17 protein-coding genes are annotated in these 14,868 nt (G+C 54.2%); 9 read left to right on the top strand and 8 right to left on the bottom strand.

Going from position 1 to position 14,868, the window contains the following annotated elements; translation table 11 throughout:
- Nucleotides 1–556: 556 nt before the first annotated feature.
- Complete coding sequence (locus ACZYUB_RS11845) at nucleotides 557–1,312, top strand: LuxR family transcriptional regulator (protein ID WP_463948122.1); 756 nt, start codon at nucleotides 557–559, stop codon at nucleotides 1,310–1,312.
- A gap of 51 nt (nucleotides 1,313–1,363) precedes the next feature.
- On the opposite strand, the gene kup is transcribed toward ACZYUB_RS11845, so the two are convergent.
- The 4 genes from kup to ACZYUB_RS11825 form a co-directional block, all read right to left on the bottom strand.
- Nucleotides 1,364–3,232: a low affinity potassium transporter Kup gene (kup, locus tag ACZYUB_RS11840; RefSeq protein ID WP_463948121.1), complete on the bottom strand. Its 1,869-nt coding sequence runs from the start codon at nucleotides 3,230–3,232 to the stop codon at nucleotides 1,364–1,366.
- Between the two features lie 151 nt (nucleotides 3,233–3,383).
- Complete coding sequence (locus ACZYUB_RS11835; protein WP_463948120.1) at nucleotides 3,384–3,953, bottom strand: hypothetical protein; 570 nt, start codon at nucleotides 3,951–3,953, stop codon at nucleotides 3,384–3,386.
- Between the two features lie 122 nt (nucleotides 3,954–4,075).
- The gene (locus ACZYUB_RS11830) at nucleotides 4,076–4,843 is read right to left on the bottom strand and encodes a hypothetical protein (RefSeq protein WP_463948119.1); all 768 of its coding nucleotides are present in this window, start codon (nucleotides 4,841–4,843) and stop codon (nucleotides 4,076–4,078) included.
- A 162-nt stretch (nucleotides 4,844–5,005) separates the two neighbouring features.
- Complete coding sequence (locus ACZYUB_RS11825; protein ID WP_463948118.1) at nucleotides 5,006–5,176, bottom strand: hypothetical protein; 171 nt, start codon at nucleotides 5,174–5,176, stop codon at nucleotides 5,006–5,008.
- Between the two features lie 170 nt (nucleotides 5,177–5,346).
- On the opposite strand from ACZYUB_RS11825, the gene lgt reads away from it, so the two are divergent.
- On the top strand, nucleotides 5,347–6,120 hold the full coding sequence (lgt, locus tag ACZYUB_RS11820) for a prolipoprotein diacylglyceryl transferase (protein ID WP_463948117.1): 774 nt from the start codon (nucleotides 5,347–5,349) through the stop codon (nucleotides 6,118–6,120).
- A gap of 107 nt (nucleotides 6,121–6,227) precedes the next feature.
- Here lgt and nfo read toward each other — a convergent pair whose 3' ends face one another.
- Nucleotides 6,228–7,091, bottom strand: a complete 864-nt coding sequence (gene nfo / locus ACZYUB_RS11815; protein ID WP_463948115.1) for a deoxyribonuclease IV — start codon at nucleotides 7,089–7,091, stop codon at nucleotides 6,228–6,230.
- Nucleotides 7,092–7,302: 211 nt separating this feature from the next.
- Between nfo and ACZYUB_RS11810 the strand changes: the two genes are divergently transcribed.
- Together ACZYUB_RS11810 and ACZYUB_RS11805 are read left to right on the top strand one after the other, a co-directional pair.
- Entirely contained in the window at nucleotides 7,303–7,521 is a 219-nt protein-coding gene (locus ACZYUB_RS11810; RefSeq protein WP_463948114.1) for a type II toxin-antitoxin system RelB/DinJ family antitoxin, read from the top strand.
- A 97-nt stretch (nucleotides 7,522–7,618) separates the two neighbouring features.
- Entirely contained in the window at nucleotides 7,619–8,179 is a 561-nt protein-coding gene (locus ACZYUB_RS11805) for a PIN domain-containing protein (protein WP_463948112.1), read from the top strand.
- Nucleotides 8,180–8,227: 48 nt separating this feature from the next.
- On the opposite strand, the gene ACZYUB_RS11800 is transcribed toward ACZYUB_RS11805, so the two are convergent.
- On the bottom strand, nucleotides 8,228–8,671 hold the full coding sequence (locus ACZYUB_RS11800; protein WP_463948111.1) for a Fur family transcriptional regulator: 444 nt from the start codon (nucleotides 8,669–8,671) through the stop codon (nucleotides 8,228–8,230).
- A gap of 233 nt (nucleotides 8,672–8,904) precedes the next feature.
- Here ACZYUB_RS11800 and aztA point away from each other — a divergent pair, with 233 nt between their 5' ends.
- The 5 genes from aztA to ACZYUB_RS11775 are packed head-to-tail and all read left to right on the top strand — an operon-like array spanning nucleotide 8,905 to nucleotide 13,257.
- Nucleotides 8,905–9,645, top strand: coding sequence for a zinc ABC transporter ATP-binding protein AztA (gene aztA, locus ACZYUB_RS11795; RefSeq protein ID WP_463948109.1), 741 nt, complete (start codon nucleotides 8,905–8,907; stop codon nucleotides 9,643–9,645).
- Nucleotides 9,642–10,511, top strand: a complete 870-nt coding sequence (locus ACZYUB_RS11790) for a metal ABC transporter permease (protein WP_463948108.1) — start codon at nucleotides 9,642–9,644, stop codon at nucleotides 10,509–10,511. The genes aztA and ACZYUB_RS11790 overlap by 4 nt, the downstream gene beginning before the upstream one ends.
- Nucleotides 10,512–10,555: 44 nt before the next feature.
- Nucleotides 10,556–11,485, top strand: a complete 930-nt coding sequence (locus ACZYUB_RS11785; RefSeq protein WP_463948106.1) for a metal ABC transporter substrate-binding protein — start codon at nucleotides 10,556–10,558, stop codon at nucleotides 11,483–11,485.
- A gap of 60 nt (nucleotides 11,486–11,545) precedes the next feature.
- Nucleotides 11,546–12,220: a DUF1007 family protein gene (locus tag ACZYUB_RS11780; RefSeq protein WP_463948104.1), complete on the top strand. Its 675-nt coding sequence runs from the start codon at nucleotides 11,546–11,548 to the stop codon at nucleotides 12,218–12,220.
- Nucleotides 12,217–13,257 carry a nickel/cobalt transporter gene (locus ACZYUB_RS11775; RefSeq protein ID WP_463948102.1) on the top strand — a complete coding sequence of 347 codons (1,041 nt, stop codon included), beginning with the start codon at nucleotides 12,217–12,219 and terminating at the stop codon, nucleotides 13,255–13,257. The genes ACZYUB_RS11780 and ACZYUB_RS11775 overlap by 4 nt, the downstream gene beginning before the upstream one ends.
- Nucleotides 13,258–13,277: 20 nt before the next feature.
- On the opposite strand, the gene ACZYUB_RS11770 is transcribed toward ACZYUB_RS11775, so the two are convergent.
- Both ACZYUB_RS11770 and ACZYUB_RS11765 read right to left on the bottom strand, forming a co-directional pair.
- The gene (locus tag ACZYUB_RS11770) at nucleotides 13,278–13,526 is read right to left on the bottom strand and encodes a hypothetical protein (protein WP_463948101.1); all 249 of its coding nucleotides are present in this window, start codon (nucleotides 13,524–13,526) and stop codon (nucleotides 13,278–13,280) included.
- Nucleotides 13,527–13,726: 200 nt separating this feature from the next.
- A complete protein-coding gene (locus ACZYUB_RS11765) occupies nucleotides 13,727–14,827 on the bottom strand; it encodes a polysaccharide lyase domain-containing protein (protein WP_463948099.1) in 1,101 nt (366 codons plus the stop codon).
- Between the last annotated feature and the right edge of the window lie 41 nt (nucleotides 14,828–14,868).

The following is a 14,868-nucleotide window of genomic DNA, read 5'->3' as shown; positions in this document are numbered from 1 at the left end:
CCGATTCGTCTTGGTCACTTCATCAGTCATTGCATATCAATTTTTTTGACATCCAATTCCTGCGAGTGCCCACACAGATTGCTTGATTTGATTGTTAAAGAGCGTGACAGCCTCAGCCGTCGTGGGATGCGTAGTCTACGCAACCCGCGTTGTCAGTCAAGCATTTTTTGCTTTGCTTTCAACGCTGCCGGACATCTCGTCCGTCGATGAGGGCGCATTATAGGGAGCCCGTCTCATCTGACAAGGATTTTCTTTAAAAACCACACCAACCGGACAAAATTGCATCACACCTGCTAAATCCTGCTCATAAAGCCCCCAAATATCCAAACTTATCTACAGTTGAAGACCTGAAAGCTCATAGGGGAGGCCTGATTGAGAGCCAAATCAAAGTTTGTGACCCTTATTTGCAGGAATACATGCGCTTTATAGCAGGAGTACTTGCCATTTGACTGTATATTACCTACGTTCATTTAGGCGCAAGCACTGAGGCCATTCGGGAGTGAGGTAAATCTCCAGGGACTGGTGAACCGAAACCATTTATGGAAGGAATTTGTCAATGTTTCAAAATGCACCACTCGCGACCCAAATTAGATTTGTTCGGGAATGTCCCAGCGCAGAATGTCTGAACCAAACTATATTCGAGTTGGCAAAAAAATCTGGCTTTGATTACTACCAATTCAATCTGTTCTTGCCGTCAGGGTTATTGCAATCCCATGTCTCGATTTTTAGCCATAGTCCGGAAAATTGGCTTGAACAGTATTGGCAGAACCAGCTCGCCGCACATGATCCATTACTACTTATGGCTCTGCGCCAAAATCAGCCGATTATCTGGCACGAGTTATCCACTACCGATACCATGGTGACAGAAAAAGGCATGGCCATCATGGACCAGCGAGCAGAACATGGAATGCGCGAAGGCGTTACCTTACCGATACATAGTGGGCAAGGTCATCATGGCATGTTGCACTTGAGCCGCGAGCATGCGACGGGAGATGTGCTATCCACGCTGCCACAACTGGGTATGCTCTATCCGTATATCTTCCAACGCGCCTGCGATTTAATGAGCCCACCCGGTCCGAATCTTTCCGAACGCGAACGTCAGTGTCTGTTCTGGGTCAGCGAGGGAAAGACCTCTTGGGAGGCGGCAAAAATTCTGGGAATTACCGAGCGGACCGTCAACTTCCACCTCAATAGCGCCATCCGCAAGACAGGCTGTAAAAATCGCTATCAAGCCATTGCTCGAAACGTTGCAGCAGGGCAACTTCGCCCGGACCTCCAACGCTTGAGTATCATTAAAAATATCAAAGCCTGAGCCTGATGAATGAGGGAGGCATACTCCCTCCTCATTCTGCCCCACCTGCTATCAGCACTCCACCTGCACCCCTAGCTCCACCACTCTGTTCGCCGGGATATGAAAGAAGTCATTGGCACGCAGTGAGTTCTTGCTTAACAAAATAAACAACTTCACCCGCCACATAGCAAACAATGACCGACGAGTCGGGATCAGCGTTTCGCGGGACAGGAAGAACGATGTGCCCATCAAATTGAATATCATCCCTTTTTGGGCACAGCGCCGGAATACCTCATCGACATCCGGTGTTTCATGGAAGCCATAGGTTGCAGAAATGCGCCAGAATGTCTCCGACAAGCGTTCAATCTGCACATGCTGATCTGGTTCAACAAAAGGTACATCCTGAGTGCGGAAGGTCATGATCACCACCCGTTCATGCAATACCTTGTTATGTTTCAAGTTATGCAACAATGCATGGGGAACCCCTTGCTGGGTGCGCGCCATATAAATAGCCGTGCCCGGCACCCTTGCCGGTTGATCCTTATTTAACGAATGGATGAACGCCTCCAAGGGCATGCTCATGCGGGACAACTGACGAAACAGCAAGAAACGCTCCCATTTCCATGTTGCCATTACGGTAAACATCACACACCCCAGAGCTAGAGGCAACCAGCCACCAGCCAATAATTTCAATGCATTAGCAGCAAAAAATGGCATATCGATGATCAACATGGCAATGAGTAACGTTCTGACCAGCAGGCTCGGCCAGTCCCAGTTATAACGAGCCACAGTACAAGCCAGAACTGTGGTAATCACCATGGTCCCAGTTACGGCGATACCATACGCAGCCGCCAGATTACTGGATTCTCTGAACGCAACGACCACGACAATCACCGCAATAAACAACATCCAGTTGATGAAAGGCAGATAAATCTGGCCCGCTTCACTCTCGGAGGTGTGCTTGATCGTCATACCCGGTAGATAACCGAGTCGAACCGCCTGCCGAGTCAGCGAAAATACGCCCGAGATAACAGCCTGCGAGGCAATCACGGTAGCCAAAGTCGCCAGTATGACCATGGGTACCAACGCCCAGTCAGGCGCCAGCAGAAAAAACGGGTTTTTTGTCGCTGTCGGATCACTCAAGATCAAGGCGCCTTGCCCAAAGTAATTGAGTAATAAAGCGGGTAACACCACAACCAGCCAAGCCAAACGGATGGGTTTCTTACCAAAATGACCCATATCGGCGTACAGAGCTTCGACACCCGTGATCGCCAACACCACAGAACCCAGGGCCACGAAGCCAATCCATTTATAGGTGGCAAAAAACTGGATCGCCCACTTGGGATGCATGGCGGCCAAAATCTCGGGGTGCTTGATGATTGAGATCAGCCCCAAGACTCCCAATGAACAAAACCAAAGCAACATAATAGGGCCAAATAATCGGCCAACCTGGGCGGTGCCATGCTTCTGAATCATGAATAACAGAGTCAGCACCACGATAGCGACTGGTAATATATAAGGTGTGAAGAGCGGGGTTACCACCTGTAACCCCTCTAAAGCAGATAGCACCGACATGGCAGGAGTGATGACTACTTCACCGTAGAAAAATCCGCCACCGATCAATCCCAAGACCAGTAGTAACGTTGTCATGGCCGGTGGCGTATTGCGACCCGCCAACGACATCAGCGTCAAAATGCCCCCCTCCCCTCGGTTATCCGCCCGCAACACAAAGGCCAAATACTTTGCCGATACCACCAGAATTAATGACCAGAAGATCAATGAAAGAAAACCAAAAATCACACTCTGAGAGGGAGCTAACCCAATATGCGGTGAAAAACACTCTTTAAAGGTATACAGAGGGCTAGTACCAATATCGCCATACACGACACCAATCGCAGCAAGCGTGATTGCCGGTAATTTCTGTTTATTGTGTGCGTCCATGTTTGCTCTTGACTGTCTCCACCAGTAACGCCTGCCGCGGGGCAGAAGGTTATCTTGTGATGTTAAAAAGAAATATTAGATTGTGAAGGTCACAAAACACCCGGCGAGGCCCCTCAAGAAACCTTGCCCCCTCGCATCGGATGGCCCGGTGCTACTCATATTGACTGGACGACTGGGTCGGTGATGAATGTCTGGACTGAGGACCAAAGCCAGGCTCTTGATCCCGATCGATCCGCGGACGCTTGCCACGGCTCGGTTCGCGAACCGTCGGCGACAAAGTATTCTCTCGCTGAGGCACAGAGCGACGCCGCTTCCCGTTCTTGTTACTCACAGGCGAGGTGATGAAAAATGCCAACACGAAACCGCGACAAGCCAACAGCGCGATCACCACCGAGATCACGCTCAGTACCGTGATAAAACGAGTCGCATCACGACTCATGTCTTCGATGATCACGGCATAGTTACCCTGTGTTGCCAAATAATCCATGACCTCCTTGCGAAAGAATATTCGCACCAAGAACAGAATATCCGCCAACAACATCGTCATGACACCCCACTTGAACAGGCGAGGGATGAAAATCATGATCAGACCGATAACAAACAGCATCACGCCACCACCGATAAAGCCGGTATCCATGAAGTCTTTCAATGGAATAGCAGTCGCCAGATTCGGCATGGCGAGCAGCCCCAGCAATGGCCGCCAATTTACTGTGCGATTCATGTGTGTATCAATTCCAGATCAATAAGAACAAGGTAAACATCAAGGCGGTTATTTCACCACGAATAGCCTCGACTCGCACCTCTCTTGCAACAATTGCCGGTATCTCAATAGAGCCGTCTTAACTAGTAATCAGCCATCCGCTGTATTAAACGACCCGAAATTTGGGAAGGCTGCATCGCCAGATCCCAGAGTGCGACTAATTTGCCAACACCTGGATAACGACTGGAAAAGCCAGGGTACAGAGCCAGGGAAACAGGGAATGCACCAACCTGTTTGACCTGATTCGCCAACCCCTGACGTCGTAACAGATACCGAGCTACCTGTTCATCCTCCACCATGAGATCCAGACGCCCAAGCGCCAGCAGACTCAACAGCTGAGGTAACGCTTGAGTACCACTCTTGGTAATGATCGATGCGCCAGCGGCAGGTTGAGCGATAAAGGCAGCGAAAGCGGGGCTGATGCTGCTGTAGTCATAGCCAATAATATTGCCAATTCGCAGGCGAGCTAACGAAGCTAAACCACGATATTGCCACTGGCTGTGGGCCGGGACAAAGAAACCATTTCTCGAGTACATGGCGGGCAGGCGAGGATAGCGCACCCCACGATCAGGTAACTTGGGCATCAACAGCATGACATCACAGCCTCCGGCAACCACATCATGCAAGCCACGGGCATACGGTACCTCACGCAAGGTAACGGCATAATTGGCCTGTAAAAAAATATCTCGAGCCATATCCACCATGAAACCATGTCGCGGCTCTCGTACCGAGGCATGAATCGTCGCTGGAGGCCAATGATCGTAGCAAAGCGTAATACGGTCCTGCGAGGCCGATTGCCCGCTCGCCAGCAGCTCATTACAAAACAACAGCAGCCACATCACTCTGCGCATGTATCCCGTTCCTGAATGCCTGTCCTCGGTCCAGACTAGGTCGGAATACTCGCACTAGATTGATCAATAACAGTTTCAGCCAATTTCAGCGGATGTCAGCAAATGTCAGCTCCAGGAATGGGAGCCGGCTCTCGAGCCAAGCCATTCATCCAGTGAACGTCTTCAGCCGTTTCGATCCGGCTCAATCCAGAAACGAGGGGAAACATCACTCTGCCGACGACCAACACCATGGCGGCGCTCCTCTTTATCCGGCTCCCAGCGGATATCGGTTCGCCGGTCATCCAGCTCCCGACGCCGCGCATAACGCCGCTCTTTTCCTCGGTAGATACTCATCACGTCTCTCCCACATCCTCACACCTCAAGCATAGGTGGCACAGAACACAACCACCACGCCGCGAGCCGAGAACACCGGGAGGAACAGGGCTCACACCCGGGGAAAGGACATGATACCCTTTGCCCCACAGCTCACACTCACCTCATGTTTGGTCCATTGCGGAGGCAGGATGATTCACTGGAATGCAGATCCGATATTGCTACAACTCGGCCCCTTGGCCATTCATTGGTATGGCGTGTTGTTCGCCGGCGGTTTTTTACTGGGCTACCAGATCATGCAGTGGATTTATCGCCGCGAAGGCCAACCCACTGAGCAGTTGGACAAACTGCTGACCTTTATCTTCATTGGTACCGTGCTGGGTGCTCGCCTGGCCCATGTCGTGTTTTACGAGCCGGAGTATTACTTCAGCAACCCGTTGGAAATTCTGAAAATCTGGAAGGGTGGACTCGCCAGCCACGGCGGAACCCTGGGGGTGTTGTTGGCTATCCTGATATTTGTCCGCCAGCATCCGGATGTCCGGCTCCTCTGGCTGCTGGATCGGCTGGCTATCCCCACCGCCCTGACCGCTTGTTTCATTCGTCTGGGTAACTTCATGAACTCGGAAATCGTTGGTCTTCCCACAGATGGTAGCTGGGGCGTGGTGTTCGAAAAAATCGACATGCTGCCTCGCCATCCAGTGCAATTGTATGAAGCGGGCTGCTACTTGTTGACCTTTGTTCTACTGCTGGCGCTCTACCGGCTGAAGAAAATGCAACGCGAGGGGTTGGCCTTCGGCCTGTTTATGACGCTGATCTTTGGTTCCCGCTTCCTGCTGGAGTTCTTCAAAACGCCCCAAGCTGCTTACGAGACGGGTTATAGCATCAGTGTCGGACAGTGGTTGAGTGTGCCCTTTATCCTGCTCGGCATCCTGATGATGTTACGCGCCAAAACCCCAAGGGTCTGAGTCATCCTATAAAAAAACCGGCGCGAGCCGGTTTTTTGTCTATTAGCGCTCGGCAATGGAGCAGGCGAGGCAAGCGGTGCAACCTTACCCCTATGACAGGTTTGTATTTATTTTCCTGCTGTTGCGGCCTGTCCCTGCAGGCTGCGCAGCCAAGCGATCTCGTCAGCCCAGATTTCCGGCTCAACCGTTTCAAGAATCAAGGGGATACGATCAAAGCGTGGGTCATTCATGATGAAGTGAAATACCTCAGTCCCCAGATTTCCCTGCTGCAAACTATGGTGGCGATCAACCCGGCTACCAAAGGTGCTCTTGGCGCCATTGATATGCATGCCTTTGAGATATTCGAAACCGACCAAGCGGGAAAATTCATCGAAGGTTCGTTCACAATCGGCGGTTGTCCGCAGATCGTAGCCCGCAGCAAAGGCATGACAGGTATCGATACAGACCCCAATCCGACTCTTGTCCTCCACACCATCGATGATGGTGGCCAACTGCTCGAACGACCAACCCAGATTGCTGCCCTGACCAGCGGTGTTTTCGATCACCGCAGTGACACCTTGGGTTTGTTCGAGCGCCCAATTGATCGATTCGCTCACCAATTTCAGACTGACCAGCTCGGGAATTTGTTTCAGATGGCTACCTGGGTGGAAATTGAGATAACACAGACCCAACTGCTCACAACGCTGCAATTCATCGAGAAAGGCTTCGCGAGACTTGGCCAATGCTTCCGGCTCCGGGTGGCCCAGATTAATTAGATAACTGTCATGGGGCAGGATCTGTTCCGGCAAAAAACCAGCCTCGGCACAAGCTTGTTTGAACGCCCGGATCGTCTGCTCGGTCAAGGGTGGCGCGCTCCACTGCCGCTGATTTTTGGTAAAGAGCGCCAAAGCATTGGCACCCAGCGCCTTGGCCCGACCAATAGCCAGTTCGACGCCACCAGATGCGCTCACATGAGCCCCTACGTATTTCATGATCCGCTCCGCAAAAATTCACGCCGACTGATTATGCAGCCATTGCAGGTCAGCGCCAACCATGGGAATGGCATGGTCATTGCTTGGTTACATTTGAGACGTAAAAAAGAGTGACCAGATGATGGTTTTTCCAACAATCTGCTTGTTGCTGAGGCACGGATGTAGCACGCTGCACATCCGGTTCTCGTCACCCTGTGACCAAGGAGTTTGCATGACCACCATCAAGAGTGACATGGTTCGCGCCCGCGTTGAACCCGAACTCAAGGAGCGCGCCGAGGCGGTTCTGGAAAAACTGGGGATGAGCACGGCAGATGCCATCCGGATCTTTTTGACCCAGGTTGCGTTGCGTCAGGCGTTTCCTCTGGAATTAACATTGCCAACGGCAGAACGACTTCCAGAAATACCAAACGCACCCACAGGGCGTGATTGACGTCACAGTCAAGTGACTGAGCTCCACGCACAATTGGTACCCAAACGAATAAAAACTCAGGCCGCCCCTCGGCGGTAGTTCGACACGGAGAGTAAGAATGGCCAACCGTATTCTGATTATTAACAATGACAATTCCCAAGAGCTGCCACTGAGTGTCATGGACCGCTTCCAACAAGTGATGTTGGTGGTCGGAAAGGGGCAAAACAATCTGCCGATCGAGATCGTCAGCCAGCTGTTGTTGGCCCAGGCGCAACATAAGGTGCAGATTGAGCTGATGGCGATTACCAACACCAGCAAACCGGTATTCGATCTGCATTTTGCCATGCAGCTCGGTCGCCTGCTGGAGCGCAATCCAGACAGCCAGTTCACCATATTGTCCAGCGACACCAGCTTTGATCCGCTGATCATCACCTGCAAAGAGCAGGGCATGAAGATCAACCGCGTTGAAGCACTGCAACGCCTGGCCGCCGTACAAAGCGCCCAGAACGAAATTCAGGCTCTGGAACCGGCACCTGCCGCAGCCAGCGCTGCCGATGATGATGATTTGGGCCTGACCCTGGAGGCTCCGGCAGTCGAACAGGAAAGTGCCAGCAGCCGGAATCATCGCCTGATCTCCAGCCTGATCGGCGGCAATCAAGCGCTCGGTGCCCGTGGATAAAACGAGCCCTTTGCGGTTCACAAAAAAGGCCCATCGGGGCCTTTTTTGTTATGCCTGCGGCAATTCAGCGGCAGTCTGACAGTGCAAACACACGCCTTTTAGCTCCAGGAACTGCGCTGCCAGGGTGAAATGCTGTTCGGCCATCTGGGCCTTCAGTAACGCCAGCAGTGCCGGAGCCATGGGGGCTTCCTGTACCTGCCCACACTGCACACAGATCAGCAATTGACTGAACTGCTCACATCCCTGTTGGGGACAAACCACGTATTTCTGGATCGATTGCAGATAGTGCGCCAGTCCCTGCTCGACCAGATAATCCAGCGCCCGATAGACGGTCGGCGGTTGCCATTGGGTACCCTGTGCTCGCAATCGGTCAAGAACCTCGTAAGCACTCAATGGCTTGCCACTGGTCTGCAACAACTGCAACACCAACTGCCGGTTGGGAGTCATCTTGACTGCTACCTCACCTTGGCAGCAACGGTGGCTATGGATCATAAGCATCTCGACGCGGGAATCAACGGCCCCCAGCATACCGTATTTCTTTTCGAACAGGGATTGCTTGATATAATTGTTATGTTATAACGTCCACCCTGAATTTACCTTGAGAGTCAGCTCTGAACATGACCAAGCCTTCACTCCTGCTCACCGGCATCGTCACCCGAACCCTGATCGTCAGCCTGCTGATTGCCTTGGTCTGGGGCTCTCTGCTTTGGGCTATGAGGTAATCCATGCTGCGATTCGATAACTTGACGCTAGGCTATGGCCGCCATCCGGTGGTGCATCATCTCAATGGCCAAATCCCGACGGGGAGCCTGCTGGCGGTCATTGGCCCGAATGGTGGCGGAAAATCCACGCTGCTCAAAGGAATCCTCGGCCAATTGCCCCCCCTGGATGGTCAGGTCAAGCTTGCGATCAGCCGACAGCAGATTGGTTACTTGCCACAACTGAGCCGCATCGATCGCCAATTTCCCATCAGTGTCCGTGAAGTAGTGGCCATGGGTTTATGGCGCCACTGTGGCCTGTTTGGTCGCCTGGCTCGCCAGCATCGCCTGAAAGTGGATGGCGCACTGGAGCGAGTCGGACTCGACGGCATGGCGGACGAGAATCTCGACGCCCTCTCCGGCGGCCAATTGCAACGCGCGCTGTTCGCTCGTCTCTGGTTGCAAGATGCCGAGTTGATGTTGCTCGACGAACCATTCAGCGCCATCGATTCGCAAACCACCGAAGACCTACTGGGCTTGCTGCGTGACTGGCAGTCGGAGGGCAAAACAATTCTCGCCGTGCTGCACGACATGAATCAGGTCAGCCGCCATTTTCCGACCACCTTGCTGCTGGCCCGTGAGGTGATCGCCTGGGGTGCAACCCCGGAGGTAGTAACGGAGGCCAATCTGCACCGCGCCCGTCATCAACGTACCGCGCCTGATCCGGATGCCGCCGAATGCCATCGCCCCACGGAGCCCAGCCTATGATCTACGACCTGCTTATCAGTCCATTCAGTGAGTTCCAGTTCATGCAGCGCGCGCTGGCGGGTTCGCTGGCGCTTTGCCTCAGTGGCCCGCTGATCGGTGTTTTTCTGATGTTGCGACGCATGAGCCTGACCGGTGATGCCATGTCCCACGCCATCCTGCCCGGTGCGGCGATCGGTTATCTGATCGCCGGACTCTCGGTCGAAGCCATGACCATTGGTGGTTTGATTGCTGGCGGTATTGTGGTGCTCCTTTCTGGTGCGGTTTCCCGGCTGACCCAGAGTGGCGAAGACAGCAGCCTGGCGGCGTTTTACCTGATCTCCATGGCACTGGGGGTGCTGTTGATTTCGACTCATGGCAGCAGTGTCGATCTGCTGCATGTGTTATTCGGCTCGGCGCTGGCGTTGAACGACAGCGCCCTATGGTTGCTCGGTAGTATCACCACCATCACCCTATTGACCATGGCCTGGTTATTCCGACCTCTGGTGCTGGAGTGCCTGGATCCGGACTACCTAGGCACCGTCAGCCGGGCGGGTAGCTGGGTACATATGGCCTTCTTGTTATTGGCAGTGCTGAATCTGATCGCAGGTTTCCACGCGCTGGGGACCCTGATGGCCGTGGGACTGATGATCCTGCCCGGCGCCGCGATGCGCTACTGGAGTGCCAGCCTCGGTGGTTTACTGGCGGGCGCCTGTATCAGTGCCTTTGTCGCCTCGTTCAGCGGTTTACTGCTCTCCTACCATCTGGGATGGCCGACCAGCCCGACCATCATCCTGTGTCTGGGGTTGTTTTACTTCGCCTCGCTGTTATGCGGAACACGCAGCGGCCTGATCTGGCGTTATATCCGCCTGAAACATCTGGAAGCCTGAGTTTCTTCAGGCCCAATACACACGCATCCATGAGAGGAGTCACCATGAGACGACTGAATCTGTTTTCCCACCTCGGGCTACTCGGCGCTCTGTTGATGAACGGAGTTAGCTACGCCGAGCCTGTGCCGGTTACTGCCACCTTCAGCATTCTTGGCGACCTGGTCCAGCAGGTCGGCGGCTCCCATGTCGAAGTCAGCACCCTGGTCGGGGCAGATGGCGATGCCCATGTCTACCAACCCTCGCCGCAGGCGGTGCGTACCCTGGCACAGTCCAAACTCCTGGTCAGTAATGGCCTCGGTTTCGAAGGCTGGCTGGAACGTCTGCATGAGTCATCCGGCTTCAGTGGCACTGTGGTGATCGCCAGCCAAGGGGTAACACCATTGGCCATGACCGAGGAAGAAGAGCAGGAAGAGGCCCACGGACATGATGAAGGCCATCATCACGGCGCTGTCGACCCGCATGCCTGGAATGACCCGGCCAATGTGCTGATCTATATCGATAATATCGCCAAGGGACTGATAAAAGTTGACCCGGTCCATCAGGCGGACTACACCGCCAACGCCACCGCCTATAAGGCCCGCCTGCAAGCGGTGCATGAGCAATTTTCTGCCCGCTTTGCGGCTCTGCCGCCAGAGCGCCGCATGGCCATCACCTCCCACGATGCCTTCGGTTATCTGGCCCATGCCTATCATCTGACGTTGCTGGCACCGCAAGGGCTGAGCACTGAAGCCGAGCCCTCGGCCGCTCAGGTGGCGCAGCTGATCCGGCAGATCCGCCAGCAGCAGGTGCCGGCGCTCTTTGTGGAAAACATCAGCGATCCGCGGCTGATGGAGCAAATTAGCCGAGAAACCCAGGTGACCATAGGTGGTAAGCTCTATTCCGATGCCCTCTCCGGCCCGAAAGGTGATGCTCCGGACTATCTGACGCTAATGAACCACAATCTCGATACTCTGCTCAAAGCTCTGGAACCCTGATAAGGTAACGGGGTCCATCGAATGATTCGGTGGACCCTTTAGATTCGGAGTGCGCTCGTGATGTCCTGGACCAGATTGTTACCAACCGTTGGGAAGCGGCTGTTACCCTTACTGCTACTTGGCAGCAACCCGGTAGCGGCACACCCCCATAGCTGGATCGACATGGTCACGCAGCTGCACATCGATCAGCAGCAACGGTTGACGGGGCTGCAGCTAAGTTGGTTGTTCGATGAGTTCTACAGCGCCACCATTCTGGATGATGCCAAAGCCAAGGGCCATAGCGTCGAGCAGGAGCTCGCCCTGTTCGGACAGGAGACGCTGGCTAATCTGGCCACCGAAAACTACCTCACCCGGATGACTCTCGAGGGTCGAAAGGTCCACTTTGGCCAGGGAACTCAGGCGCGCGCCACGCTGCTGAACGGCCAGATCCGCTTCGATTATCAGCTTCCGCTGCAAGAGCCGTTGCCACTAGCGGGAAAGCGTCTGCAATTTGCCATCTATGACTCGACCTACTACGTCGAGATGCTGCACCGTCAACCAGAGGCGGTACAGCTGCAAGGCGACGGTGCGGCCCACTGCCAACGTCAACTGCTGCCACCCAATCCCAGTAGCGAGCAACAAAGCTACGCCGTTTCCCTGGACAAAACCGAGCAAGCCGATGATGGTCTCGGTACCGCCTTTGCCGAACAGGTCATAGTGCAATGCTCCACACCCGACACCGGAACCTCGCCATGAGCATCCAGCGTTTGATTCTGCTACTGGTCACCGCAGTCGTAATCTTTTTGGCTGGTTATCAACTCAGCCAACACTGGGCCACCATCAGCTATCAGCTAATCCGCTGGCAAATGCAGTTCCATCGCGAACTGGGAAGTTTGCTACGCGCCTCCACCACGCTCGAGCCAGCCATGATCGCTAGTCTGATCGGCGTCAGTTTTGCCTATGGAGTGTTTCATGCGGCGGGGCCCGGGCATGGAAAAATGGTCATTGCCACCTATCTGGCGACCCAACCCAGTCGTTTGCGCCAAGCCATGCAACTCTCCATCGGTGCCGCCCTGCTACAGGCCCTGGTGGCCATTGCTCTGATCGGCATCGCCGGTTGGCTATTGGGTGTGACGGCTCGTCAGGCGCAAGGATTCAGCGTATGGCTGGATCGAGGGAGTTTTTTACTGGTTGCCCTGATGGGGTTATTTTTGGCCCAGCGTGCACTCCGCCAGGGCTGGCGACTCTACCGCCAGACCCGACATCACCAGAGCCCTCCGCTGCAGATCCAGGGAATCATAGCCCCGCTACGCTCGCTGGCTACTCATCCAGCACGACCAGCCGCGCTCCTGGATCCAGTGGGAATCCGGCATCAGCCACTGCTCATGGAAGCCATTCCCTGCGGCTGTGGACATAGCCATGTGCCAGACCACGAGTCGCTGAATCAGGCCAATGACTGGCGCAGCCGGCTAGGCATTCTGTGCTCCATGGGATTACGCCCCTGCAGCGGGGCCTTGTTGATCCTGGTGCTGGCGCGCGTGATGGAACATTTCTGGCTGGGGGTAGTGGCCACACTCGCCATGGCGGCAGGGACCGCGCTTACTGTCTCGTTGCTGGCAATATTGAGCCAACGGGCACAGCATCTGGCGTGGCGCCTGTTACAGCGCCCGGAACGGGATCGCTACCATGTGCAGCAAATCGGTCACGGTATTGCCTTTACCGGAGGCATACTGCTTATCGTGTTGGGGTTGACCCTGATGAGCGCACCCAGCTCACTGCTGCTTCCCCGCTAAGAGCCGCTGAAGCATCCACGTTAATCGTCGTACGATCGTTGTTGCTGAACAAACTGGATCGGGCACTCACCCACCAGGGCAATAGCCGCTTCGGCAACCTGTTCATCGGTAAAGCTGACCCGACAGCCTTTGGCATCGGTTAATGGGTGCAGGCTTTCATCGTGGCCGCGAAAATCAACCACCCACTCCATGCTCAACCGATCAAATAGCACCACCGCCTCTTGCCAGGGGCGGGATTGATGAAGCGTCTTCAATTCCTCGAGTGTCATGTCATTTCCCTCTCGCCAGTTACCCGCTCCACTGATGACAACAGACCCGCAGGGCGACCCGGAGCATTACCGTCAGCATTCACCTCACCTTACCTCAGCCCAGAGGCAGAATGAAACGGTTGTGTAACAATCCCGAGGACTAACGACCATAAAAAATGGCGCCATACTGGCGCCATCTGGAGTACCTATTCGCGATCCGGTTACGGACAGGTTGCCGTCGGGGTATAGCTACCCGCACCACTGACTACATATAAAGCGCCACGCGCATTACCGGAAATTGTATTGCCACACAGTTTCTTCTGCAGGCCATCCTGAATATTGAATCCTACGCCCTGATTATCGACGATTTCATTGCTCCAGGCCTGGTTGGCAATGCCATAACCATTGGTATCACTGCCAAAGCGGAATCCGGAGCCCGCATTACCATACACCACATTGCTATAGAACAAGTTACCGTTACCGGCGGAATTAAAACCGGCGGACTCTGGATCGAGCTGACCGCTACAGACGTTGGAATAAACCTTGTTGCCGGTCGATCCTTCCTTGATATCCACACACTCGTTCCCCCGGGTATTGAAGGTATTGTGATGGATACGGTTATTGTTGGACTGATCTGGATTCGCCGTCGGGTTCTTGCCATCGGCCCACTGTTTGAAGGAGGTGCCGATATAAATGGCTTCACCATTCTTGCCACCCGCCTTGAAATTGAAATCATGGACACCACAGTTTTCAAAGGTGGAGTAGGCAATTTCTGACGACTGCACGAAGTAACGGAAACGCAGACACTCGCCGCCGGCATTACGGAAGTTGACGCGACGGATGGCAACGCCCTTGATCCCGGCGGGTTCATTATCATTGTGTACAAACAGCAACTTATCCCGATATGAGTCCATGGTCGATCCATCACCGGCCAAACCGTCCAGCGTAATATCCTGCACCTTGATGTAGCTGTGCTGGATCTGGAAGACACGGTCGCTGTCGCCGGAACCCTTGATCACGATCGGAGCCACATAGCCGCTGCTGTCAGCAAAAGAGGTGCTAACGGCACCGACGATCTGGATGGGCGCAGTCGCAGTACCGCTACGCACGGTCACAACATCCTGCAAGTAGACGCCCGACAGCAAAACAACCTTGTCACCCGGCTGAGCGAGCTCCAATGCTTGATTGATGGTGGCCATGGAAGTGCTAGGTGAACTACCGCTGTTGGCATCACTGCCGGTGGGGCTAACGTAAAAATTGGTGGCATGAGCGGCGCAAACGCCAAGGCTCAGTACCAAAGTACAGAGTGTGGTCTTCATCATCTATTCCTCGAGCTTTTCAAGGCAGTTACACACCACTCGCA

It is taken from the genome of Pseudaeromonas sp. HNCC25DJ182 (genome assembly GCF_055413365.1).
Note: the sequence above shows the minus strand (reverse complement) of the source record. Positions and strands in the feature narration are given on the sequence as shown.

Coding starts and splice junctions, on each gene's coding strand:
- ACZYUB_RS11845 (WP_463948122.1), top strand. CDS start 557: ATGTTTCAAAATGCACCACTCGCGACCCAAATTAGATTTGTTCGGGAA.
- kup (WP_463948121.1), bottom strand. CDS start 3,232: ATGGACGCACACAATAAACAGAAATTACCGGCAATCACGCTTGCTGCG.
- ACZYUB_RS11835 (WP_463948120.1), bottom strand. CDS start 3,953: ATGAATCGCACAGTAAATTGGCGGCCATTGCTGGGGCTGCTCGCCATG.
- ACZYUB_RS11830 (WP_463948119.1), bottom strand. CDS start 4,843: ATGCGCAGAGTGATGTGGCTGCTGTTGTTTTGTAATGAGCTGCTGGCG.
- ACZYUB_RS11825 (WP_463948118.1), bottom strand. CDS start 5,176: ATGAGTATCTACCGAGGAAAAGAGCGGCGTTATGCGCGGCGTCGGGAG.
- lgt (WP_463948117.1), top strand. CDS start 5,347: ATGATTCACTGGAATGCAGATCCGATATTGCTACAACTCGGCCCCTTG.
- nfo (WP_463948115.1), bottom strand. CDS start 7,091: ATGAAATACGTAGGGGCTCATGTGAGCGCATCTGGTGGCGTCGAACTG.
- ACZYUB_RS11810 (WP_463948114.1), top strand. CDS start 7,303: ATGACCACCATCAAGAGTGACATGGTTCGCGCCCGCGTTGAACCCGAA.
- ACZYUB_RS11805 (WP_463948112.1), top strand. CDS start 7,619: ATGGCCAACCGTATTCTGATTATTAACAATGACAATTCCCAAGAGCTG.
- ACZYUB_RS11800 (WP_463948111.1), bottom strand. CDS start 8,671: ATGATCCATAGCCACCGTTGCTGCCAAGGTGAGGTAGCAGTCAAGATG.
- aztA (WP_463948109.1), top strand. CDS start 8,905: ATGCTGCGATTCGATAACTTGACGCTAGGCTATGGCCGCCATCCGGTG.
- ACZYUB_RS11790 (WP_463948108.1), top strand. CDS start 9,642: ATGATCTACGACCTGCTTATCAGTCCATTCAGTGAGTTCCAGTTCATG.
- ACZYUB_RS11785 (WP_463948106.1), top strand. CDS start 10,556: ATGAGACGACTGAATCTGTTTTCCCACCTCGGGCTACTCGGCGCTCTG.
- ACZYUB_RS11780 (WP_463948104.1), top strand. CDS start 11,546: ATGTCCTGGACCAGATTGTTACCAACCGTTGGGAAGCGGCTGTTACCC.
- ACZYUB_RS11775 (WP_463948102.1), top strand. CDS start 12,217: ATGAGCATCCAGCGTTTGATTCTGCTACTGGTCACCGCAGTCGTAATC.
- ACZYUB_RS11770 (WP_463948101.1), bottom strand. CDS start 13,526: ATGACACTCGAGGAATTGAAGACGCTTCATCAATCCCGCCCCTGGCAA.
- ACZYUB_RS11765 (WP_463948099.1), bottom strand. CDS start 14,827: ATGATGAAGACCACACTCTGTACTTTGGTACTGAGCCTTGGCGTTTGC.